At 64.6% G+C, this 23,620-nt stretch carries 17 protein-coding genes, 1 tRNA gene and 3 pseudogenes; 16 read left to right on the top strand and 5 right to left on the bottom strand.

Features of this window, described 5'->3' with window-relative positions; genetic code table 11:
• Nucleotides 1-934: 934 nt before the first annotated feature.
• Nucleotides 935-1,894 (top strand): Gfo/Idh/MocA family protein, encoded by a 960-nt coding sequence (locus tag EV691_RS20695; RefSeq protein WP_131300460.1) that lies wholly within the window; start codon nucleotides 935-937, stop codon nucleotides 1,892-1,894.
• A gap of 41 nt (nucleotides 1,895-1,935) precedes the next feature.
• The gene (locus EV691_RS20690; RefSeq protein WP_131300458.1) at nucleotides 1,936-3,021 is read left to right on the top strand and encodes a DegT/DnrJ/EryC1/StrS family aminotransferase; all 1,086 of its coding nucleotides are present in this window, start codon (nucleotides 1,936-1,938) and stop codon (nucleotides 3,019-3,021) included.
• A gap of 135 nt (nucleotides 3,022-3,156) precedes the next feature.
• On the opposite strand, the pseudogene tnpA reads toward EV691_RS20690, so the two are convergent.
• A pseudogene (gene tnpA, locus EV691_RS20685) lies at nucleotides 3,157-3,549 on the bottom strand (IS200/IS605 family transposase); the annotation flags it as partial.
• A gap of 329 nt (nucleotides 3,550-3,878) precedes the next feature.
• Here tnpA and EV691_RS20680 point away from each other — a divergent pair.
• The 7 genes from EV691_RS20680 (at nucleotide 3,879) to EV691_RS20655 (ending at nucleotide 13,186) form a co-directional block, all read left to right on the top strand.
• Entirely contained in the window at nucleotides 3,879-5,183 is a 1,305-nt protein-coding gene (locus EV691_RS20680; RefSeq protein WP_131300456.1) for a CitMHS family transporter, read from the top strand.
• Between the two features lie 98 nt (nucleotides 5,184-5,281).
• Nucleotides 5,282-6,031 carry a TerC family protein gene (locus tag EV691_RS20675; protein WP_131300454.1) on the top strand — a complete coding sequence of 250 codons (750 nt, stop codon included), beginning with the start codon at nucleotides 5,282-5,284 and terminating at the stop codon, nucleotides 6,029-6,031.
• Between the two features lie 48 nt (nucleotides 6,032-6,079).
• Nucleotides 6,080-6,256 carry a hypothetical protein gene (locus tag EV691_RS23475; protein WP_165496594.1) on the top strand — a complete coding sequence of 59 codons (177 nt, stop codon included), beginning with the start codon at nucleotides 6,080-6,082 and terminating at the stop codon, nucleotides 6,254-6,256.
• Between the two features lie 347 nt (nucleotides 6,257-6,603).
• Nucleotides 6,604-8,673 carry a multicopper oxidase family protein gene (locus EV691_RS20670; RefSeq protein WP_131300452.1) on the top strand — a complete coding sequence of 690 codons (2,070 nt, stop codon included), beginning with the start codon at nucleotides 6,604-6,606 and terminating at the stop codon, nucleotides 8,671-8,673.
• A 294-nt stretch (nucleotides 8,674-8,967) separates the two neighbouring features.
• Complete coding sequence (locus EV691_RS20665; protein ID WP_131300450.1) at nucleotides 8,968-11,055, top strand: multicopper oxidase family protein; 2,088 nt, start codon at nucleotides 8,968-8,970, stop codon at nucleotides 11,053-11,055.
• A gap of 157 nt (nucleotides 11,056-11,212) precedes the next feature.
• Nucleotides 11,213-11,289 (top strand) — tRNA-Arg (locus EV691_RS20660).
• A gap of 595 nt (nucleotides 11,290-11,884) precedes the next feature.
• The gene (locus EV691_RS20655) at nucleotides 11,885-13,186 is read left to right on the top strand and encodes an MFS transporter (protein ID WP_377802395.1); all 1,302 of its coding nucleotides are present in this window, start codon (nucleotides 11,885-11,887) and stop codon (nucleotides 13,184-13,186) included.
• Between the two features lie 36 nt (nucleotides 13,187-13,222).
• Here EV691_RS20655 and EV691_RS20650 read toward each other — a convergent pair whose 3' ends face one another.
• The 3 genes and pseudogenes from EV691_RS20650 to EV691_RS24000 all read right to left on the bottom strand — a co-directional run.
• Nucleotides 13,223-14,098, bottom strand: a complete 876-nt coding sequence (locus EV691_RS20650; RefSeq protein ID WP_131300466.1) for an oxygenase MpaB family protein — start codon at nucleotides 14,096-14,098, stop codon at nucleotides 13,223-13,225.
• 135 nt (nucleotides 14,099-14,233) lie between these two features.
• Entirely contained in the window at nucleotides 14,234-14,986 is a 753-nt protein-coding gene (gene tpiA / locus EV691_RS20645; RefSeq protein ID WP_039801104.1) for a triose-phosphate isomerase, read from the bottom strand.
• 419 nt (nucleotides 14,987-15,405) lie between these two features.
• Nucleotides 15,406-15,561, bottom strand: a pseudogene (locus tag EV691_RS24000) (MurR/RpiR family transcriptional regulator); the annotation flags it as partial.
• Between the two features lie 289 nt (nucleotides 15,562-15,850).
• Here EV691_RS24000 and EV691_RS24320 point away from each other — a divergent pair.
• The 4 genes and pseudogenes from EV691_RS24320 to EV691_RS20625 all read left to right on the top strand — a co-directional run.
• Nucleotides 15,851-16,054, top strand: a pseudogene (locus EV691_RS24320) (aldehyde dehydrogenase family protein); the annotation flags it as partial.
• A gap of 36 nt (nucleotides 16,055-16,090) precedes the next feature.
• Nucleotides 16,091-16,933 carry a TIM barrel protein gene (locus EV691_RS20635; RefSeq protein ID WP_131300449.1) on the top strand — a complete coding sequence of 281 codons (843 nt, stop codon included), beginning with the start codon at nucleotides 16,091-16,093 and terminating at the stop codon, nucleotides 16,931-16,933.
• 573 nt (nucleotides 16,934-17,506) lie between these two features.
• Nucleotides 17,507-18,640: a toll/interleukin-1 receptor domain-containing protein gene (locus EV691_RS20630; protein WP_131300447.1), complete on the top strand. Its 1,134-nt coding sequence runs from the start codon at nucleotides 17,507-17,509 to the stop codon at nucleotides 18,638-18,640.
• Between the two features lie 91 nt (nucleotides 18,641-18,731).
• Complete coding sequence (locus EV691_RS20625) at nucleotides 18,732-19,172, top strand: hypothetical protein (protein ID WP_131300445.1); 441 nt, start codon at nucleotides 18,732-18,734, stop codon at nucleotides 19,170-19,172.
• A 281-nt stretch (nucleotides 19,173-19,453) separates the two neighbouring features.
• Here EV691_RS20625 and EV691_RS20620 read toward each other — a convergent pair whose 3' ends face one another.
• Nucleotides 19,454-20,500, bottom strand: coding sequence for an IS110 family RNA-guided transposase (locus EV691_RS20620; protein WP_131300444.1), 1,047 nt, complete (start codon nucleotides 20,498-20,500; stop codon nucleotides 19,454-19,456).
• A gap of 153 nt (nucleotides 20,501-20,653) precedes the next feature.
• Here EV691_RS20620 and EV691_RS20615 point away from each other — a divergent pair, with 153 nt between their 5' ends.
• From EV691_RS20615 to EV691_RS20605, 3 genes are read left to right on the top strand one after another with little or no spacing between them, the layout of a single operon-like run.
• Entirely contained in the window at nucleotides 20,654-22,744 is a 2,091-nt protein-coding gene (locus EV691_RS20615; protein ID WP_165496592.1) for a TIR domain-containing protein, read from the top strand.
• The gene (locus EV691_RS20610; protein WP_242672608.1) at nucleotides 22,744-23,232 is read left to right on the top strand and encodes a TIR domain-containing protein; all 489 of its coding nucleotides are present in this window, start codon (nucleotides 22,744-22,746) and stop codon (nucleotides 23,230-23,232) included. The genes EV691_RS20615 and EV691_RS20610 overlap by 1 nt, the downstream gene beginning before the upstream one ends.
• Nucleotides 23,232-23,528, top strand: coding sequence for an Nmad2 family putative nucleotide modification protein (locus EV691_RS20605; protein ID WP_131300440.1), 297 nt, complete (start codon nucleotides 23,232-23,234; stop codon nucleotides 23,526-23,528). Before EV691_RS20610 ends, EV691_RS20605 begins: the two co-directional genes overlap by 1 nt.
• The last annotated feature ends 92 nt before the right edge of the window (nucleotides 23,529-23,620 follow it).

Below are 23,620 nucleotides of genomic sequence, written 5' to 3'. Positions count from 1 at the left end.
GCCCAGCGCGGACAGGGCCACGCCCTGGGCGAGTAGCGTCTTGTGCATGTTGTTTTCGTCTCCTGGATGGATGATGCGCGGTGCTTCTTGTTGTCGTGGGGAAACCGCTACCGCATGCGGGTTTTCCCCGTCGCTTGCCGGCCGGCCCGTCGGGCCAGCCGGCAAGGAGCCTTGCGCCAGAGCCTTGCGGTGGGGCTGCCGACGGCCGCTAGCCGCCAGCCCGCGGCGAGGGTGGCGGAACGGCTGCCCTCTGCGGGCGGAGTGCCGGGGCCTGGAAGGGAAATGACGCCGCGCCGGGGCCGCCGGAACGGGAGCGGCAAGTGCGATACACGGAGTGCGGACGGGGAATCTGGGCGATCGGGCCGGACATGAACGCTTCCTTATTGTTTTGTCGTTCATTGCGATGATCGAGCCGCCGGGATCGAGCCGCCGGACGCGGCTTCGGCGAGGCGGCAGCCCGCGAGGGGCTGCCGGGCACGGACGTGCTCGCTGGACAAGCCCACAGCAATCGGCATGCCGGGCCGGCTACACCGCCCTTGTCCCGCTGGAATGAGCGCAGAAGCGTCAGGATGCAGAGCGGCTCGCCGGGCTCGTCGCGACGCACCGGCGGCATGCTGTGAAAGGAAAGCGACACAGGCAGGCGGCCGAAAGTGGCGACATGTCGCCATGACGACGCGCCCAAGCGGCGGCTTTTCGCCATGCCGGATGCAGAATTGTCCTGTCCACACCCGGCGACCAGCCGGCCAGCCGACTAGAGTGATGGAACAGACAGCAAGCGACTCCGGCCGAAACGGCTTGCGCACCGCAAGGAGCATCGCCGCCATTCCACTTCATCGCATTGGTCTTGGCGTCATCACCAAAGGGAAGAGGCGACGGGTGCACACGGCCCTTTCGGCCAAGGGCTTTGGCGACTCGGGCAACGCGAGGATCAAGGATGCCAGTTACCCGCTGCGCGGTCGTGGGGGTGGGCCATATCGGCAGGTTTCACGCCCAGAAGTACGCCGCAGCCACCAACGCCGCGCTCGTCGCGGTGGCCGACCGGGACCGCGACAGGGCCGCGCACGTGGCGGCCGAATGCGCTTGCGAGGCGGTGACGGACTACCAGGCGCTGCTCGGGCGGGTCGAGGCGGTCAGCATCGCCGTGCCTACGGCGCAGCACTTCGAAGTGGCCCGGGCGTTTCTGGAGCACGGCATTCACGTGCTGCTGGAGAAGCCCATCGCTAGCAACCTCGAAGAGGCCGCCGAGCTCAACCGGATCGCCCGCAGGCAGGACGTGGTGTTCCAGGTGGGACATCTGGAGCGCTTCAATGCGGCACTCGCGGAACTGGCCGACCGGGAGATGGAGCCGCTCTTCATCGAGGCCCATCGCCTGTCGCCGTACAAGTCCCGCGCCACCGACGTGGACGTTGTGCTGGATCTCATGATCCACGACCTCGACATCGTCCTGAACGTGGTGCGTTCGCCGCTGCGCACGGTGCAGGCGAGCGGTGCCAAGGTGCTCTCGCAATCGATCGACATCGCCAACGCCCGCCTCGAATTCTGCAACGGCTGCATCGCGAACATCACCTCCAGCCGGGTGAGCACGAAGACCGAGCGCAAGATGCGCCTCTTCCTGCGCAATGCCTACTTCTCCATCGACTTCCAGCATCGGCGCCTGGCCGAATGCCGTCTGCACGGCCACACGGCGAGCGGGGGCGAGCGAATCGCCTGCGAGGAGCGCTCATTCGACGAGCACGACGCGCTGCGCGCCCAGATCGAGGCATTCCTGCGCTCCGTACAGCATGGCGCACCGGTCGCCGTTTCCGGCGAAGAGGGGCAGCAGGCGCTGGCGACGGCGATCCGCATCGCCCGGCTGGTGGAGGACAACGCGCCACAGCTCGGCAGCACCACCTGAACGACCATGCGGACAGCGTACCGATGACACGAACCATCCCGATGGTCGATCTCAAGAGCCAGTATGCGAGCCTCAAGGACGAGATCGACGGCGCAATCGCAAGCGTGCTCCAGGAGGGCCACTTCGTGCTCGGCCCCAACGTGCGGCAGTTCGAGCAGGAGGTGGCCGCCTACCTGGGCGTCGCCCACGCCGTCGGCTGCGCGTCGGGCACCGATGCGCTGCAGCTCGCGCTCACCGCGGCGGGCATCGGACCAGGCGCCGAGGTGATCACCACCGCGTTCACCTTCGCCGCGACCGCGGAAGCCGTGGTGCAGGCGGGGGCCACGCCGGTGTTCGTCGACATCGACCCGCACAGCCTCAACATCGACATGGCGCGGATGGAAGCGGCCCTGACGCCGCGCACGGCGGCGGTCATTCCCGTGCATCTCTTCGGCCGGCCCGCGGACATGGCCGCGCTCGGCGAGCTGTGTGCGGCACGCGGGATCCTCTTGGTGGAGGATTGCGCGCAGTCCTTCGGCGCGCGCGTACAGGGACGGCACACGGGCGCCATCGGCGCGTTCGGATGCTTCAGCTTCTTTCCCAGCAAGAACCTCGGCTGCTACGGGGACGGCGGGCTGGTGACCACCTCCTGCCCGGCAATGGCCGACAGGCTGAGGACGCTGCGCAATCACGGCTCGGCGGCGCGCTACCACCACGACCTGATCGGCTTCAACAGTCGCCTGGACGAGCTCCAGGCCGCGATCCTGCGCGTCAAGCTGCGGCACATCGACCGCTTCAATGCCGGGCGCCGGCGCATCGCGCATCGCTACGACGCGCTGCTGGCCGGGCTGCCGCTGGAGACTCCCCAGGCGGATGAGCACGGCGAGCACGTCTATCACCAATACACGGTGCGCTGCACGGCACGCGAGCGAGTGATGGAGGCGCTCGCCGCGGCCGGCATCGAATGCGCCATCTATTATCCGCTGCCTCTCCACCGCCAGCCCGCCTTCGCGGCGTACGGCGCCGGGCTTTCCCTGCCGGTTGCGGAAGCGGCCGCGGCACGCTGCCTGTCGCTGCCGCTCTATCCGGAGATGCCCGACGAAGACGTCGAGCGGGTCGCCGCGGTCGTGCGCGGGGCGCTCGAGTAAGCGGCCTGGCGCCGCCTCGCGCGGCGCCAGGAGAGGCCGACACCCGCGAACAGGCCCATCCTGCCCCCTGTGGTCGACACGGAAGTCGTGCCCGGCGCCGCCGATGGCGTCGCGCGAAATCGAGGACGGCGGATGCTTTTCCTGGTTCCGGATGTATGCACGTACCACCTCCTCGTCCAGCCCCACGGTTGAAACGAAATATCCCCGAGCCCAGAAATTCTCACCCGTGAAGTTCTTCGCCTTTCCCATGAAACGCCGAGCTATCGAAATCGCACTCTTGCCCTTGATGTAGCCCACCACATACGACACCGAGTGCTTGGGCGGGATGCTGATGCACATGTGGACATGGTCAGGCATCAAATGGCCCTCCACTCTCCGGCACTCCCTCTGCCTCGCCAACTCATGCAACAGTTCGCCAAGGTGCTTGCGAATTGCCCCGAAGATCGCCTTTTTGCGCCTTTTCGGGATGAAAACAACGTGGTACTTACAGTCCCACTTCGTGTGCGCGAGACTCTGATAGTCTCTCATCGGGTACCGCCTATCTCTTGGTCGAGACAGAAGGCTCCCGATGACCGTATCACACGGTCAAACCTCAAGGAGTCCCCCGGCTTAGTCGGGGAATTACCTTATTTAGCTACATGATCGATGCTTTTTTCCAACGAAAGCTCACTGAAAGTTTGGCTGCGTAGCATCCACCGCCAGCGCCGGCATCAGACCGGCCTGCCCGACAAAAATAATGAGTGGAGATTGCCATGCACCTCATCCCGCGTTCGTCCGACCACGCCCAGCCGTCGCCCAGCCCGTCGACCTCCCCGCGCTGACCCGCGCGTCCTTTCCCTGCTTCCGGAGTACTCGTCATGCTGACTTTCCTCGGCTTCTCGAAGGTCTTGACCTTCATGTACCTGATCATGACCCAGCGCCTCTCGGCGCTGGTCGCGCTCATCATCGTCCCGGTGCTGTTCGCCGTGTTCGGCGGTTTCGCCGGCGATATCGGCCCAATGATGCTGCAGGGCATCACCAAGCTCGCCCCGACCGGGGTGATGCTGATGTTCGCCATCCTCTACTTCGCCCTGATGATCGACTCGGGGCTGTTCGACCCGCCGGTGCGCATGATCCTGCGCATGGTCAAGGGTGACCCGCTGCGGGTGTCCGTCGGCACCGCCGCGCTGGCGTTGATCGTTTCCATGGACGGCGATGGCTCCACCACCTACATGATTTGCGTCGCCGCCATGCTGCCGCTGTACAGCCGCATCGGCATGAGCCCGGTGGTCATGGCCGGACTGATCATCCTCGCCGGCGGGATCATGAACATGACCCCCTGGGGCGGCCCCACTGCCCGCGCCGCCAGCGCCCTGCACGTCGACCCGTCGGACGTCTTCGTGCCGATGATCCCGGCCATGGTGGCCGCCGTGGTCGCCCTGCTGGGCATAGCCTACTTCTACGGCAAGCGCGAGCGCGCGCGCCTGGGCGAGCTGAAACTGGACGACGGCTCGGAAGACCATTCCGAGATCAGCGTCTCCCAGTATCCCGAGGCGCGCCGGCCGAAGCTCCTGTTGATCAACGCCATGCTGACCCTGGGGCTGATGGGCACACTGATCGCCGGCGTGCTGCCGCTGCCGGTGCTGTTCATGATCGCCTTCAGCATCGCCATGATCATCAACTATCCCTGCCTCAAGGCGCAGAAGGAGCGCATCGCCGCGCATTCCGGCAACGTGCTGGCGGTGATCGGGCTGATCTTCGCCGCCGGCATCTTCACCGGCATCCTCGCCGGCACCGGGATGGTCGACGCCATGTCGAAGAGCCTGCTGGCGATGATTCCGGAGTCCATGGGCCCCTATCTGGCCGTGGTGACCGCGCTGGTGAGCATGCCGTTCACCTTCTTCATGTCCAACGACGCCTTCTACTACGGCGTACTGCCGGTGCTCACCGAAGCCGCCGCGCAGTACGGCATCTCCCCGGTAGAAATGGCGCGCGCTTCGATCATCGGCCAGCCGGTGCACCTGCTCAGCCCGCTGGTGCCCTCCACCTACCTGCTGATAGGCCTGGCGAAGATCGAGTTCGGCGACCTGCAGCGCTTCGCCCTGAAGCTGGCCACGCTGATCTGTGTGGTGATGATGCTCGCCGCGCTGGCAATGGGTGTCATTCCGCTAGCCGGCAACTGAACGGCGCATTGACGAAAATTTCACACTGTCGCGTACAGACTCCCACGGCCGACAGTCACCCGCTGCCGGCCGTTCAACCGACAATTTGAGGACCCCTTATGGACTGGCTGACCAACCCGGAGATCTGGGTTGCCTTCTTCACCCTGACCGCGCTGGAGATCGTGCTCGGCATCGACAACATCATCATGATCTCCATCCTCGTCGGCCGCATGCCGAAGGAGATGCAGGCCCGCACCCGGCTGTTCGGCCTGGCGCTGGCGATGGTCACGAGGATTCTCCTGCTGCTGTCGATCTCCTGGGTGATGGGCCTGACCGCCGATCTCTTCCAGGTCTTCGGCCAGGGCATCTCCGGGCGCGACCTGATCCTGTTCTTCGGCGGCCTGTTCCTGCTGTGGAAAAGCAGCACCGAGATCTTCCACAGCCTGGAAGGCGAGGACGAAACCAACCAGACGCCGCAGGGCAAGGGTGGGCTCTTCCTTGCCACCATCGTGCAGATCGCCATCATCGACATCGTGTTCTCCCTGGACTCGGTGATCACCGCAGTCGGCATGGTCTCTCAGGTGCCGGTGATGGTCGCCGCGATCATCGTCGCCGTGCTGGTGATGATGGCCGCCTCCGGCACCATCAGCGCCTTCATCGACAAGCACCCGAGCCTCAAGCTGCTCGCCCTGTCGTTCCTCACCGTGGTCGGCACCGTGCTGATCGCCGAGAGCTTCGAGGTGCACGTGCCGAAGGGCTACGTCTACTTCGCCATGGCCTTCTCGCTGGCGGTGGAAGCACTGAACATCCGCATGCGCAGCGCGCGGGCGGAGCCGGTGCACCTGAGCCGGGACATTCCCGGCCAGTAAGCCGCAGCCGCAGTACGAAAAACGGGGCCCGAGTGGCCCCGTTTTTCGTTGGCGAGGCCCCTTCTTCCAGCCGCGCAGTTCGACGAGCTGTTCGGCATCGCCCAGACCGATGCCATCGACGACACCGTGCTGACCATCGCCGGCGACGACAGCTGGTCGCTGACCCTGGTCGGGGTCACCGGCTTCAACCCCGACAGCGACATCCAGTTCGCCACGCCCGTCTGACTCCGCGCTCCCGCGCGGCAGGACCACAGCGGCGACAGGGAAAATGCCCGCATCGCAGGATGCGGGCATTTTCGCTCAGGCCCGGCGCCACCCACGCAGCCGAACCCCTGCTTTTCGTCGGGCTTCAGGGAACTTTTCGAGCGCTCCACTAGACTTCGAACAGCCTCGCCAAGCCGCGCCGAGACGGGCATTCCGGGCAGTAGCGGGCATTCCGTGCAGCACCCTTGCAATCAGCGACTCAACCGAGGCAGGAAGCCGCCGCAGGGCGCCTGCCGGCCGGCGGGCCTGCCCGCGGACCGGATGTGCGACCGCGGCAGACGACAGAACAACACCAGGGACTCTCGCACATGAACTGCACCAGTCCGGGGCGCCTGCTCGCCCTGTCCTCGGCCCTCGCCTTCTTCGGCCTCGCCAGCCAGACCACCTCCGCCGCCGCCCCGATAGCGGAGTCGCGCATCGTCCGCGAACCGCCGGCCGCCCTGCTGCGCGGCGCCCCCCCGGAGCCGGGAACGCCGGGGCCGCGCCTTTCCGCCGAGCGCCAGCGGACCTCCGGCTCCCAGCCCGAGGTCTTCTACGACCTGACGGTCCGCTACGTCGACGGCAAGATCTACAACCCCGAAACCGGGCAGAACGATGCCGTGCGCCTGCGCGCCTACGCGGACGAAGCGGCCGATCCGCAGGCCCCCACCCCCTATGTCGCCCCCAAGGTGGAACTCTGGCCGGGCGAGACCTTCCGCCTGACCCTGCACAACGAGCTGCCGGACAACGACCCGAGCTGCCCCCAAGGCGAACATGACCACAACGTGCCGCACTGCTTCAACAACACCAACATCCACACCCACGGCCTGTGGGTGAGCCCGGCCGGCAACTCCGACAACGTGCACTTGAAGATCCCCCCGCAGACCACCTTCCAGTACGAATTCAACGTGCCGGCCGACCACCCGGCCGGCACCTTCTGGTACCACTCGCACCTGCACGGCACCACCGCGCTGCAGGTTTCCTCGGGCATGGCCGGCCCGCTGATCATCCGCGGCGACCGCCTGCCGCAGGCCAAGAGCGACGGCAGCCTGGTCCCCGGTGACCTCGACACCCTGCTGGTCGAGCCGAGCGGCCGCGCCTTCCGCGAGCGCACCCTGCTCTTCCAGCAGATCGCCTATGCCTGCCGCAACCAGGACGGCACCATCAAGAAGGACGCCGACGGCAAGTGGCTCTGCGCCGCAGACGACGTCGGCGAGCTCGAGCGCTACGACCAGTTCGGCATCGTCCCGCGCGGCGACGGCACCCTCACCACCCTGTGGAACACTTCCGGCCGGCGCACCGCGATCAACGGCCTGGTCGAGCCCTACGTGGTCGACGCCAAGGCCGGCAGCGTCGAGCGCTGGCGGCTGATCCACTCCGGGGTACGCGACTCCATCCGCCTGAGCTTCCGCAAGCTCGACCCGGCCCAGGCCTCCGCCGCGCCCGGCAAGAGCCGGCTGGCGCGCCAGCGCTTCATCGAGAAGGCCTGCACCGGCGCGCCCCTGGCGCAGTTCGCCGTCGCCGGCGACGGCCTGACCCGCAGCGCGGTCTCCCAGCGCGATTCGACGGTGCTCCAGCCCGGCTATCGCGAGGACCTGCTGATGGTCTTCCCCGAAGCCGGCACCTACTGCATCGTCGACGAAACCCTGCGCCCCGAGCAGAGCGTCAACCACGAAAGCTACCCGCGCGAACTGCTCGGCTACGTCGAGGTGAAAGGCTCGGCCGCCGGCCAGAACCCCGAGACACTCCTGCGCCAGGCGCTGGAAACCGCGGCCAGGGCACGCATGCCGCAGGGCAAGGTGCGCAACCAGGTGCTCGCCGACCTGGCCGACGGCCTCAAGCTGAGCGCCTTCGTGCCGCACACCGACATCACCGCCCACGAGGTGACCGGCAACCGCACCCTCGGCTTCCAGATCGTCCTGGCGCCCGGCCAGGCGCCCAGCTTCGAGGTCGGCAAGATCGACTTCAGCAGCGGCGAACCCGAGCCCTTCGAGAGCGCCCCCTACGAGCAGGAAGCGGTACAGCGCCAGCTCACTCTGGGCGCCGTCGAGGAGTGGAAGCTGACCTCCTTCTCCTTCGGCCATCCCTTCCACATCCACGTGAACCCCTTCCAGATCCTCTCGGTGCAGGACGCCGAGGGCAACGAGGTGAGCGGCGCGCCGACGCCCGGCGACGACGGCATCCCCAGCCAGTACGCCAACATGCAAGGCACCTGGCGCGACACCCTGTTCGTGCAGGAAGGCCACATGGCCACCATCCGCTCGCGCTACCGGCGCTACACCGGCGACTTCGTGCTGCACTGCCACATCCTCGACCACGAGGACCAGGGCATGATGCAGAACGTGCGCATCTCCCAAACGGGCAGCGGAGAAGACGGCGGCTCGGGACACCAGCACTGAAACGCGACGGGGCCGGAAGGCCCCGTTTCCGCCCCGATGTTCGCCATTCGCCCACAATCGTTGCGCCGCGGCAGACGGGCAGAGGCAATCCCACACATTCATGATGGGCACTCCGCAAGGCTTCCCCTACAATCCGCCAGCCTCGCGAAACCGCTCTGGAACTGGCGTTCCGAATAGGTAGCCATCCGCATCGGCGATCGGAAAGGCAGCCGGTTTCGTCGGGCAGGAGGCCGCCCACGGCACGTGCCGCGGCGGCACGACGACGAAGAAGAAATTCAAGGATCAACGAAGCCCATGACCACCCTCCACCGGGGCCGCCTGTTCGCCCTCTCCTCCACCTTTGCCCTCGGGGTCGCCGCCCAGCTCGCCCCCGTCCAGCAGGCCGCGGCGGAAGTACCCGCCGCGCGCATCGTCCGCGAACCGCCGGCCGCCCTGCTGCGCGGCGCGCCCGCGGCCGCCGGCAAGAGCGGGCCGAGCCTGATGACCGCCACGCCGCTCAAGGCCCGTCCGCAGACCTCCAGCGTCGGCAACGAAGTCTTCTACGACCTGGCCATCCGCTACGTCGACGGCAAGATCTACAACCCCGACACCGACAGCGACGACGCGGTGCGCCTGCGCGCCTTCCAGGGCGAGGCCAGCGACCCGCTGATCCCCTACGTCGGCCCCAAGGTGGAACTCTGGCCGGGCGAGACCTTCCGCCTGACCCTGCGCAACCAGCTCCCCAAGGACGACCCGAGCTGCAAGCCGCGCGACGAGCACAACGGCCCGCACTGCTTCAACAGCACCAACATGCACACCCACGGCCTGTGGGTGAGCCCGTCCGGCAACTCCGACAATGTGCTGCTGAAGATCGACCCGGGCGTCGATTTCCAGTACGAGTACAACGTGCCGGCCGACCACCCGGCCGGCACCTTCTGGTACCACCCGCACCTGCACGGCGCGACCGCGCTGCAGGTCGCCTCGGGCATGGCCGGCCCGCTGATCATCCGCGGCGACCGCCTGCCGCAGGCGCGCGACGACGGCAGCCTGATCCCCGGCGACCTCGACACCCTGCTGACCGCGCCCAACGGCGAGGCCTTCCGCGAACGCGTCCTGGTCTTCCAGCAGATCGCCTATACCTGCCGCGACAAGGACGGCAACATCAAGAAGGACGCCGACGGCAAGTGGCTCTGCGACAAGGGCGACGTCGGCGGCATCGAGAGCTACGAAGGCCAGTTCGGCATCACCCCGACCGGTGGCACCCAGTGGAACGCCTCCGGCCGGCGCACCGCGATCAACGGCCTGGTCGAGCCCTACGTGGTCGGCGCCAGGGCCGGCAGCGTCGAGCGCTGGCGCTTCATCCACGCCGGGGTGCGCGACTCCATCCGCCTGAGCTTCCGCAAGCTCGACGCGGCCCAGGCCTCCAGCAAGCCCGGCAAGGGTCGGAAGGCCCGCGAGCAGTTCATCCAGCAGGCCTGTACCGGCGCGCCGCTGGCGCAGTTCGCCGTCGCCGGCGACGGCCTGACCCGCGGCGCGGTCTCCCGGCGCGACTCCACGGTGTTCCAGCCCGGCTATCGCGAGGACCTGCTGATGGTCTTCCCCGAGCCCGGCACCTACTGCATCGTCGACGAGACCCTGCGTCCGGAGCAGAGCGTCAACAACGAAAGCTACCCGCGCGAGCTGCTCGGCTACGTGACTGTGGAAGGCCCGGCCGCCGCCAAGGCACCCGAGGCGGTGCTGACCCAGGCGCTGGAAACCGCCGCCAAGGCGCGCATGCCGCAGGGCAGCGTGCGCGACAAGGTGCTCGCCGACCTGGCCGACGGCCTCAAGCTGAGCGCCTTCGCCCCGCACGCCGACATCGCCGCCAGCGAAGTGACCAACCATCGCAGCCTCGGCTTCCAGATCGTCCTGCCGCCGGGCCAGGCCCCGCTGTTCGAGGTCGGCGAGATCGGCACCGGCGAAGGCGGCAAGCCCGTGCCGGTCAACAGCTCGCCCTACGAGCCGGGCCGCCTCGACCGCCTGCTCGAACTGGGCGCCGTCGACGAGTGGAAGCTGACCGCCTTCGCCTTCGGCCATCCCTTCCACATCCACGTGAACCCCTTCCAGATCGTCTCGGTGAAGGACCCCGAGGGCAACGAGGTGAGCGGCGCGCCGGTCCCGGATGCCAACGGCATTCCCAGCCAGTACGCCAACCTGCAGGGCACCTGGCGCGACACCCTGTTTCTCCAGCAGGGCTACACCGCCACCGTGCGCTCGCGCTATCGCCGCTACATCGGCGACTTCGTGCTGCACTGCCACATCCTCGACCACGAGGACGAAGGCATGATGCAGAACGTGCGCATCGCCCTGCCGGGCACGGCGAACTCCGGCATGCCCACGCCGATGCCGATGGCTCACCACTGAAAGCGGCCGGGCGGCGCCAGCCACGCCGCCCGGCTCGCAACATTGGCGTCGTGCGTTCCGGGTTGTGCAAGCGCGCCGCTAATGCTTAAATATGGCCTCTTTGCTCCAGGGGCACCGGTCGCCCGACCGAATCCCGCTCCCGGAACACCTCCGTAACGCGCTCGTAGCTCAGCTGGATAGAGTACTGCCCTCCGAAGGCAGGGGTCGTGGGTTCGAATCCCGCCGAGCGCGCCATCTCCCTTGCGAATCGACGAATCAGGTCTGCCGGCCAATGCGCTTGGCGCTCTCTCCACACGTCTGTCTGCCGCCCCGGAATGAAAAGGGCGGATGCCGGGTCTGTCCCGACACCCGCCCCATGGCGAACGCCTGTCTGCCTAGCGCCCGGCCCCGGCAGTATCGTGGAGGCCGCGCCAGGTGCAGTTTCCGCTCAACGGGCATTGGCCCGCTGCATTCGCCCTATTCGTCTTCGGCGTCGGGCCGGACGGTGAACGCAGCCAGCGTCCCAAACACAGGCCAGTCACGAACAGGATGAAGCATGCGAACACGATGGAAAGAACGATAGACATCAGCATGAGGTTGCCCTCCTTGGCGTAGTGACGACACGAATCTAGCCAGCGATTGCGCTTGTCAATATTGACCTGGCTCATGAGATGCGGCATTTCGACTCGGTTCTCGTCGCTGATCGCCCACTGACTGGCCCCGGCCGGTTGGAAAGCGCTCCGGACGGTGTCACCCTGCGGCAACAAACACCGGCGCTCCCACCGAATGCCTGCAGGTGGCGGGGCACAGGGCGGCGCCCTTCCCTTCACCCTTGCCTGCGAGTAACGACGTGTCCGACGCGATTTCCTCCGAGGCCGGCTCCAGCATCTACCGCTATCCCGGCTTCCTGCCCTTCCTGATCGGCCGCCTGGCGGCCGTCTGCGCCCTGCAGATCCAGGCCGTGGTGGTGGCCTGGCAGGTCTACGACGCGACCCGCGACCCGCTGTCGCTGGCTTGCGTCGGCCTGGCCCAGTTCATCCCCATGCTGCTGCTGTTGCTGCCGGCCGGCGACCTGATCGACCGCTTCGACCGCAAGCGCATCCTCGCCATCAGCTGGGCGGTCGAGGCGCTGTGCGGCGCCCTGCTGCTCTGGCTGTCGCTGGGCGACACGCTGAACACCGCGGCGATCTATGCCGTGCTGGCGCTGTTCGGCTGCGCGCGGGCCTTCACCGGGCCGACCCTGCAGAGCCTGCTGCCGCAGATCGTGCCGCGCGAGCGGCTGGCCGCGGCGATCGCCGCCAACAGCATGATCATGCGCGGCGCCACCATCGCCGGTCCGCTGTTCGGCGGCGGGCTCTACGCCCTCGGCGGCGGCCCGCTGAGCTATGCGCTGTGCATGGCCGGCTTCCTGCTCGGGCTGGGGCTGCTGCGCTGGGTGCCGGTGCGCTTCGCCGAGCCGCCGAAGACCCTCGAGGCCAGCGCCTGGGAGCGCTTCACCGCCGGCATCGTCTTCATCCGCTCGCGGCCGATCGTCCTCGGCACCATCTCCTTGGACCTGTTCGCCGTGCTGCTCGGCGGCGTGGTGGCGCTGCTGCCGATCTACGCCCAGGAGGTGCTGCAGGTCGGCCCGGAAGGACTCGGCGCGCTGCGCAGCGCCATGGCCATCGGCGAAGTGCTGGTCGGCCTCTGGCTGAGCGTGCGGCCCTTCGACCGCCACGTCGGCCTGACCATGTTCGCCGCGGTCGCGCTGTTCGGCGTCGCCAACCTGGTGTTCGCCCTGTCCAGCCTGTTCTGGCTGTCCTTCCTGGCCCTGCTGGTGGCCGGCGGCGCGGACATGGTCAGCATGTACATCCGCTCCTCGCTGATCCAGTTCTCCACCCCGGACGCCATGCGCGGGCGGGTCAATGCGGTGAACATGCTGTTCATCGGCTCTTCCAACGAGCTGGGCGAGTTCCGCGCCGGCAGCAGCGCCGCCTGGTTCGGCACGGTGCCGGCGGCGGTACTGGGCGCGCTGTGCACGCTGACGGTGACGGGCGGCTGGATGTGGGGCTTCAGGTCGCTGCGCCGGGTCGACCGCTTCGAGGACGCCTCGCCCGCCGTCGCGCCCGAAGCCGAGGCCGCTCCGCCGCGCGAGGGCGCCGCGGCCGTGTAGCCGTTCGGCGGGCCGGTCGCTCCGGCCCGCCAGCCGTCATCGGGGCGGCACGAGCCCGAGCCTCTTGTGCGCCCGGAAATAGGCGTTGTCGCGGACGGCCCAGCGGATCAGCGGCGCACTGCCTTTTATGAACGCCCGTCCCATTAGACGCCTGGCCATCCCGACCTCTGGATAAAGGTTCCGGGCGAAATCCGGCAACAAGTCGATCGCCGCCTGCATGGCCTGTACGGAGAACACCCGCACGGCTGCATTCGTCGTCGGCGCATGCTGCAGAATACGTAAGACCTCCAGCGTTCTGGCGTCGCAGCGCAGTTCCGCGCGCATGGCCTCGAGATAGACGTCGACTTCCCGGGACGATGCCGGCACCTCCTGCGCGCCCAGACTGGTCGCCACCCGCGCGGTCTCCCGGTAGTAGCGATCCTGAAGCTCAAGGGACAAATCCTTGTTCAGATACCTCAGGTGCGCGGCCAGAAAGCTTCTGACCTCGGCGACATGCACCCAGGTCAGCAGCCGGGGATCGCTGGCGGCATAGGCCCGGCCATCCGCGGCAACGCCGCTGACCCGGCCATGGATCTCGCGGACACGGCGGATCAGGCGGTCCGCCTCGTCCTTGCCGGCGAACGTCGTGCCGGCGATGAATTGCCCGGTGCGCCTCAGCCGGCCGAGCATGTCCTGGCGGAAATTGGAGTGCGCCCAGACGCCGGCTAGGGCGAGCGGATGCAGCATCTGCAACAGCAGCGCGGACAGGCCGCCGACCAGCATCGAGGTGAAATCCCCATGGATGCGCCAGCACACGGAGTCCGGCCCGAACAGGCCGGGATCGCCGGGAGGCTGTGCGTAATCCACGCCGCCGATGGCCAGTCCCGTATGGCTCAAGACCTCCCTTTCGATACGCTGTCGGAGTTCATTCAGCATCGTCTTGACATCCTCCCCTCCCTCTCGCTGACGCGCGTGTAGTGGTCTACAGCGCCCTCTCCCCAGGGGAGAGGGCTGGGGAGAGGGGGAGAAGTCCGGGCACTCCTTGAGCCCGAGTAGCGTGAAACCGCTCTAGCGGGCGGCCTGGCAGATCGCCAGGAAGGAGGCGGCCTCCAGCGAGGCGCCGCCGATCAGCCCGCCGTCGATGTCCGGCTGGGCGAACAGCGCGGCGGCGTTGTCGGCCTTGACGCTGCCGCCATAGAGGATCGGCGTAGCCGCGGCCAGGGCACCGTCGGCCTCGCCGAGCAGCGCGCGGATGTGCCGGTGCACCGCCTGGGCCTGCTCGGGCGTGGCGGTCTCGCCGGTGCCGATGGCCCACACCGGCTCGTAGGCGACGACGGCGGCGGCGATCCCGGCACTGCCGACCCGCTGCAGCACCGCCCGCACCTGCGCGGCGATCACCGCCTCAGTGCTGCCGTCGCGACGCTGCGCCAGGGTCTCGCCGACGCACAGCACCGGCACAAGTCCGGCCGCGAGCGCCGCCTCGAACTTCTCCGCGACCAGTTCGTCGCTCTCGCCGTACAGGCTGCGCCGCTCGGAATGACCGACCAGCACGTAGCGGCAGCCCAGCTCCCCGAGCATGCCGCCGGCGACCTCGCCGGTGAAGGCGCCCTTCTCGGCGGCATTGAGGTTCTGTGCGCCCAGCGCCACGCCGGAGCCTTCCAGCAGGCCGGCGACCTGCGCCAGGTACGGGAACGGCGGACAGACCGCCACGCCGACGCCCTTCAACGCCGCCAGCGGCGGCAGCAGCTCCTGCAGCAGGCACCGGTTGGCCTCCAGGCTGCCGTTCATCTTCCAGTTGCCGATGACCAGTTTTCCACGCATCGCTCGTCTCCTCAGTCCCGCGGCCGCTGATGATTGCCGATCCGCCGGGCGCTGTACGGCGCGCCGGTCCTGCTCTTGCTCTTCATGTTCCTGGGTGTCCTGTGCTGGGCTCGGCGCCCTAGCCGGCGGGCCGGCGGGCGCGAGCGATTCCTGGGTTCGGCGCATGCCGCGCGACAATCGCCATCGCGGGGCCGGTCGCGCGCGTTCCCTTCGACGCCACGAGGCTGTCATCCGTTCGCCGGCATCGACGCGCCCTCCTCCATCGGCGATGGCGGCAGGCGCGGGCGGACGGGAAAAACGCCCCGCCTGGCGGCCGCCGGCAGCTGTGTCGTTCCCGTCGGGCCGGTGTCGTGGGCCGCGACTCTAGTGAAAAAAAAATTCCGCAACAACCGCGAATGGAACCGCCGGCCGGCACCCGGCTAGTCGGGATACCCGTCGAACCCTTCGTCCTCCGGGCCGCCCGGCACGCTGACTTCCCCGACCTTGAGCTCCAGACGGTAGGCCACGGCGATGAACAGCGCCTGGCACAGGCTCAGGGTGGCGCTCAGCGAGCGGAAGGCGAAGGCGCTGCCCTTTCAAGGTCTTCATCGGCTGCTTGCCAGCAAGGCCATGGGGGCAGATGTATCTGCGATCATTGGAAAAACCTGAAGCATCGCGCATACATTCGCTCCGAAGCGCTATCGACCCCACTTCCCGGGCTATGCCCAAGGGGAAAGTGCAAGCCCTTGAAAGGGCGGCGCCAGGAGCCACAGGATCGTGATGCCCGACGCCAGCCTCGAGCAGGCCGCCGACGCGCTGATCGGGAAGCTGCTGCCGCGCAGCGACCGCCTGCGCATCCGCAACGGCGTGGACCCGGAGGCCGGCATGGGCATGGTCGGCATCAACGTGCCGATTCCGGTGCCCATGGCCTGGCACTCCTTCGGCGGCTGGAGGCGTTCGCTGTTCGGCGATCACCACGCCTATGGGGAGGAAGGCATCCGTTTCTACACCCGTTACAAGAGTGTCATGCAGCGCTGGCCGGACAGCATCGCCAAGGGTCCGGAGTTCAGCATGCCGACCGCGAAGTAACCCAACCCCCTGCGTGTAGCCTTACGGAGAACAACAATGACCCCGTCCCTCCCCTTCGCCCTCAACCGCATCGTCGCCCCGTGCCTGCCGCTGGCCGAGTTTCTCGATCTGGCGCGCGCCCTGAAGACCGGCAGCATCGAGCTGCGCAACGACCTCACCGGCAACGAGATCGAGGACGGCACGCCGCCCGAACGGGTCCGCGAACTGTGCCGGGCCAAGGGCGTCCGCGTGCTGAGCATCAACGCGCTCTACCCCTTCGACGTGTGGAGCAACGAGCGCCGCGCGCAGGCGCTCAAGCTCGCCGCCTATGCCCGCGCCTGCGGCGCCGAGGGGCTGGTGCTCTGCCCGCTGAACGACCCGGCCGACCCGCGCAGCCGCGCCGAACGGGTCCGGGGACTGCGCACCGCGCTGACCGCGCTGGCACCGATCCTGCGCGAGCACGGCCTGCTCGGCTTCGTCGAGCCGCTGGGCTTCGAAAGCAGCGCGCTGCGCCGCAAGCACGATGCCGTGGAGGCGATCAAGGGCATCGGCGGGCTGGACGTGTTCCGCCTGGTCCACGACACCTTCCACCACCACCTGGCCGGCGAGCAGGAGTTCTTCCCCGAGCTGACCGGCATCGTGCACATCTCCGGGGTCGAGGACCGCCAGGTTTCGCTGGCCGAGATCCGCGACGGCCACCGCGTGCTGGTCGGCGAGGCCGACCTCCTCGGCAACGCCGAACAGATCCGCCGCCTGCTGGAGCTGGGCTACCGCGGCCCGTTCTCCTTCGAGCCCTTCGCCGAGAGCGTGCACGCCCTGGCCGAGATCCGCCCGGCGCTGCAGGAAAGCATGCGCCACCTGCAGGCGAGCGTTGCGATACCCGAAGGCTGCGCCGCGTAACGGGAAAGCGCCCATCCGGCTGGAAAACTGCGCAGCATGCTCCACCTGTGGCGACGGTGGACAAGGCTGCGCCGTTACCCACCCTACCGCCGCGACGTAGCCGAACACGGCCGGCCCCCACGCTAAAACGGCGGGCTTCACCCGCCCTACGAAGCTCCGGATGAGTGCTTAAAACCGTGCCCACGAGTGCTGGGCAAGATCATTTTCCGGCGGTCCACAGGCTCGACACGACAAATGGCATCGCCCGCTGCGCCCTGCTCTTGGGGATAGTCTGAAAAAGACTTTTTCTGAAAATCACAAGCCAGTAATCATGCGGCTTACAGGACTTGTAATCTCGTGAAAATGGGGCTTTTTCAGAGCTTTCTTGGCAGGCCAAGGACACTCCCCCTCCACCGCCGAATAGCTGCGCTGGTTACCCTGCTGTGCTGGCCAGCTACACGCAGTGCCTGCCGATGCCATTACGGCCGAGGCATGGGGATACTGGCGCGGGAAACATTGGTGTATAACTCCCCGAAACGGTCATCACGACCACGAAACCCGCGATCTAGACAGGGAGAGCAAGCATGACCAGGAATGTTATCCACCACGCCCGTTCGGGTAGTTATGCACCAGTTGGTGTCTAATAGTAGTTATAATACTCCGATTTCCATTCGACGTCATATTTCAACAATGAAGATACTTATACTAGGTGGAATCAGTGGAGAAAGTGGATTAAGCATCGACGATGAGATTGAATTATTAAAAACCACAATGACATCAGTTGTGGATGATTTAATTTCAAATGGGCATGACTTCATTGTATGTAGCCCATTCCCTGAATCTGCTGACTACCTCACAATAAAAACACTCAGTGAAAGAAAAACAAACAACAAGATTGATATTTATTATCCAGACACTCCGTTTATTAGTGACTCTCTAGATCATCTATTAAAAACCTATAATATAAAACACGTACAGAAATTCCCTTGTAAACCTGTTGTCGATGGGACAGAGATAAACAGAACTTACTCTTGGCTGTTGGCGCAACTGGCTGCTTTGGAGGCTTGTTCTTGCGTTATAGCAATAGGTGGGAAAGTTGATGGAACTTTATCACTATTGTTAAAAATAGCAGAGACAAAAAACAAGAATATTATACCACTTGAACACATAAAAGGGGCATCATCTAACTTCTTAGAAAAGAACCAATGGATTATTAAGGATTTCTTGAGCACCGACATTGCTATTTTAAAATATTCCACTGAGGTTCACAATATATCTCGCATACTAGAACGGTTTGCAAACACAAATAATCTTCGTTCCACAGCTAAGTTTTTCATCAGTTACGCCAGATCGCGCCCCCAAGAAGCGGATTATATTGAGACAATATTGCGCCGTCGAAATCACGTTGTTTATCGAGACGAACATGACTTTCAACCATCGGCTGACATACCATCAGAAATACTAAGAAATATAAAAGAAGCCTCTGTATTTATTGCAGTGTGGTGTAATGAGTATGCTTGTAGCCCTTGGTGCTACGATGAATTAATGTTGGCCCTTGAACGATTAAACGCAAAACAGGCTGATTTGTGGTTAATATGCGTAGACGACACGAGGATTGTTCCCAAAGATGCAAGATCCATAAATTATTATCGAGTCAACTCAAGATCAGAATTAGAGGGACAAATACTTAGGCTTTTAGATAACAGAACAATTCAATTTCAGTTATAACTATTCGTTGCACCTGACAAATGTGTTTTGACGCGCCTTTGGCGCGTCAAAACACATTTGCAGGTGAACTCCACGTTAGAGCGCATTGTCTATGTCACCGACCTCGACTGCCGATTTCCTAAGGAAGGGTGCCATTGCGGCCTACATTTCTTCGCTGATCTTTCCCGCATACCAAATTCGCTTTGGAATGGGGCCATTTGGCATTGAGGCTCTTTTATTGGGCTGGGTAACTCTTTTCAGCGCCATGACTGCCTGGCTCGCCAACCCAATAGTGATATTCTGCTTCTTTAATATGAAAGCCACGCCCCGACTTTGCACCGTAATTGGCGCGCTTGCTCTCTTGGCAGCACATGACTTTCATAATATCAAGACTCTCGGATTTGACTCGAATCGTGACAAGTATGCCAATGAGGTCCTCGGTATCAATGCCGGTTGCTATCTCTGGCTGGCCAGCTTGGCCATCAGTTTCGTTGCGTCAGCCATTTATGCGTGGCCATCAGTGCGTTCATCACTCAAGAGGGTTTGCACTTGACCGCACGCTCTAACACGGCGTATATGGACTCTCCCCGCAAGTGGTGAGTAATGCTGTTTCAACCCTGTCGTCAGTGCGGTTGCATTCGTATATCCGGCCTTTCATGGGCGTTGCCGCCCGGGCCATTCTGTAGTTCGCGCAGCGGGGGCCAAGCGCTCAATCGATCACCAGGATCAGCATTGTTATCGGCCTTGCTCCGCTGCAGGACTCGCCTGTTCCGACAGTGTCATTGTTCACCACAACCACGGGAAAAACCTGCTGCCGGTTACCCAGGCCCGCCGTCAGGCGGGCCGGCTGCTCTGCCAGTTGCCGCTGAAGCGCCGCTCGCGACACCACACCGCCCAGCAGATCCGCACCAGCTTGTTGGCCAGCGCCACGGCCGCCTTGTTGTGGCCGATCCGCGCCGCCGTCGCCACCGCCCAGCGTTGCAGCTGCGTCAAACGCTCCGGTGTCCGACAGTACAGCCGCTGCGCCGCCAGCAAGGCTGCTCGCGCTCCGTGGATCAGCAGGGTGCGCACGTAGGTGTTTCCCAGGCAACTGATTTGCCCCAGCCGGCGCCTGTTGCCGCTGCTGTACTCGCGGGGCGTCATGCCCAGCCAGGCGCTCAGCTGGCGGCCACTGGCGAAGCGCTCGGGCTGGCCGACCACCGTTTTCAGGGCGCTGGCGGTCAGCAGGCCGATGCCGCTGACTTCGTCCAGCTTGCGCACGATGGCGTCGTCGGCGTGCCAGCGCTGGAGCTGCTGCTCGCACTCGACCATGCATTGTTCGTACAGGTTGATCTCCGCCAGGACGATCTGCAGCTGGCCACGCAGGGCCACCACTTCGGGGCACTCGACCAGTTCATTGGCCGCATGGAGGAAGGCAGCCGTCGCAGCCGGCGCCTCGAGCCCCATCTCGCGAAAGATGCCGCGCAGCAGGTTGATGCGCTGGGTGCGGCTCTTCTTCCAGGTTTCGCGCAGGCCGTGCAACTGCTGCAGCTGCTGTTGCTCGTGCGTCTTTACCGGCACCGGATGGATATCGGCGCAGCGCGCGGCTTCGAGAATGGCATCGCACTCGTTGCGGTCGGTCTTGTTGCGTCGCCGGTAGGGTTTCACGTAGCGCGCATGCAGCAGGATCACCCGATGCCCCTGCGATTGGGCGAAGCGTCCCCAGTAGTGCGCGGTGCCACAGGCCTCCATCAGCCACTCGACCGGTTCCGCCTGGTCCTGTATATACCGGCGAAACGCCTCGCGATTCAGCCGCTTGCGCTGACTCACCTGCCCGGCACGGACGCTCTCGGCAACCTGGTAAACGGACTTGGCCAAATCCACTGCAATACGCTTGTTCATCGCTGATACCCTCCGAGTTCCACCATGCACACTGGATGTGCGGGTAAGTGTGGTGCAGGGAGAGTCCATTACAGCACTCAAATGGGACGCGCTAAAGCGCGCCCTTTAGCTTCAGCGTTGGGCGACATACGACTACCCATGGGGTGCAATGGAGTGGCGATTGAGCGCGAAGAGAGGTTCGAGATGAGCGGATTGAGTCGGCGTTTTCCACTGCTCGTCCAGTTTGAGTTCCACCCGGCGTCGAAAGCGGCGGCTGCCGCAGCGGAGTATTTGCACGAGGTGCTAAACGCTGACCCTGCGGTGCCGGGGCTCCAGATCCCGACGACCTTCACGCCCGATGATGGTTCAGGCGAGCCGCCCGAACCTGCTGTTGCGACCGAGGCCGATCGTGTGCTCGTGGTTTTGCTGGCCGATGACCAGCTGGCGGTTGCTGCGCGCAAGTCGACGAAGAACGGGATGACCTGGGGTGAGTACGCAACCCAGCTTCGCTCGCTCACTGAAGCCGCCGGTCACCGTTTCATGCCAGTGCAGCTCACGGAAAACGCGTGGCCTATCGACAAACGGCTCGACGACACAAACTTCCTGCGGGCTTGGGCGATCGACGGAGTCGAGGAGCGGCACAAGTTCATCGCGCGACGTCTCGTTCATCTTTTGATTCGGCGGCTGCGGCCCCGGCCTGACAATGAAGACGCCCCGCCGGCCACCATCTTCCTCAGCCACACGAAGATGGATCTCGAACACGAACCACGCGTCGTAAAGACGCTCCTCTCTCACCTGACGGCTAGCCAACCGGAGAAGATGTGGTTCGACAGCGGTGATATCTCGACGGGCTCCCGGTTTGCGCGTGAGATTGAGCAGGGCGTTCAGGACTCGGCGCTCTTGGCGATCGTGACCGACTCGTACTCGTCGCGTTCTTGGTGCCGTAAGGAGGTGCTCCTCGCGAAGCACTATCAACGACCCGTTGTCATTGTCGACGCAGTCCAGGAACGGGAGACGCGCCGCTTTCCGTACTCTGGTAACACGCCAGTCATCCGCTGGAAGCCGAACGACGCTCAAGGCGTTGTAGACCTCCTCCTTCGAGAGGTGCTTAGGCACGCCTACGCCGAAGAGAGCCTCAAACAGCGAAAGCATGAGGGAGATCTGATCCTACCGGCCGGCCCCGAACTGGTGACGATCGTCCACTATTGCAAAGAGGAGGAGCAGCCGGTCATCTTGTACCCGGATCCGCCTCTCGGCCCCGAGGAGCTTGAGGTTCTTGAGCGCACGGGGGTACGTGTCGAAACCCCTCTACAACGCCACGCGCTTAAGCACGATCTTCGCAGTCGAAACCTCACCGTGGCCTTATCGGTTTCAGGTGCTGAGGATCTAGGTCGCTATGGACTTCGAACCGTGCACTTAGACTCGATTCTCCTCGACCTTTCTCGCTACCTCCTCGTGGCTGGGGTTCGGTTGGCCTACGGTGGTCACCTCGGTTCCGACGGCTACACGCTACGGCTGGCTGACCTGGTTCGTGACCCGATCGTGGAGCAACTGCGGGGCACGTCGAGTACGGATCAAGCCGTGCCCGAACTCGTCACGTACCTCCCGTGGCCGATGCTAGCCTCCGTTCGCGATGAAGCTCGCCTCGGCCCTCTCGTCGAGATGCTTCGGTGCGACCGGCCTTCTGACATCGACGAGGCGATTGACCCGTCCTTTGTTGCTGCTCCTGACGTCGAGATTCCATCGGACACGGCACTTCACCGGTTCGCGTGGTCGAGAGGGCTGACCTCGATGCGCGAGCACCAGACGAAGGAGCTCAGTGCGCGTGTGGTCGTTGGGGGGAAGCTAGGGCGTCCCGACACCCCCTACATGGGGCGCATGCCGGGGGTTCTTGAGGAAGCACTCCTTGGCATTCGCGCCCAGCGACCGGTCTACCTCGTGGGTGCGTTCGGAGGTTGCGCTCGACTCGTGTTCGACGCCCTCGATGGCATCGAACGCGTGGAGCTGACTTCGGCGTACCACCAGGCACTTCCGCATGCGCCCGAGCTGAAGGCGCTTTACGCTGACCGCAGTGTGGCGTGGGACGAGTTCGAGAACATCGCAGCCGAGCTGAAAGCATGTGGTATTTCGGGGCTCAAAAACGGGCTCTCCGTCGAGGAGAACCGTGAGCTAGCAACGTCGCGCTCGGCCGAGCGCATCGTCGAACTGATCCTTCACGGGCTACAGCAATGTAGCCAGCCAGCAGCCGCTGGCGGAACGGAGTGATGAGCATGGGGGACACGAAGAATATTTTCATCTCTCACGTCCACAAAGACGACGACATGTTGCCGAAGCTGAAGAGCCTCATCTCGAAGGCCGGGATGACGGTGCGCGACGGCTCAATCAACAGCGACAAGCCGAACAATGCGAAAAATCCCGACTACATCAAGGCGAAGTACCTCAAGCCGCGCATTGACTGGGCTAGCACCTTGGTAGTGTTCATCACGCAAAACACCGCGCAAAGCGACTGGGTCAACTGGGAGATCCAGTATGCGATTGAGCAGGGCAAGCACGTCGTTGGCGTGTTCGCGCAAGGCGCAACGGACGCCGACCTGCCCGACGCACTCCGAACTCACGGCGATGCTGCTGTCGTGGGCTGGCAGAGCGCACGCGTCGTCGATGCGATCAACGGCAAGATCAACAGCTTCGACGACCCTGCGACAGGTAGCCCGCGCTCGGTGCCTGACTACACGATCAAAAGGTACAACTGCTGATGAAGCTCTACTCTTACGTCGTTGCGCGTGACTTTGGTTTCGCCCCGAACCCGTTCTTCGGATTCTGCACTCTGGCGACTTGCAAGCCGAAGATCCGCAAGCACGCGTCTGTAGGAGACTGGGTTGTCGGGACTGGGGCGAAAAGTACTTACGACTATAAGGGGCGTCTCATCTACGCGATGCAGGTGAGCGAAGTCCTCAGCTTCGACGAGTACTGGAATGACGCACGATTTATCTTGAAGCGGCCGAACCTGAAAGGCAGCCTGAAGGTCATGTACGGAGACAACATCTACTGAACCGCCCCGGGAATCTCGGAGGCTCTTTGGTGTGAGTCATGCCGCCAGGGCGGACTCGTCGAGTTGTCGATAATACGCCGCTTCAGCTTCCG

Origin of the sequence: Azotobacter chroococcum (assembly GCF_004339665.1) — a bacterium.
GTDB classification, from domain to species: Bacteria; Pseudomonadota; Gammaproteobacteria; order Pseudomonadales; family Pseudomonadaceae; genus Azotobacter; species Azotobacter chroococcum.
This window is presented reverse-complemented; position numbering and strand designations above follow the sequence as displayed.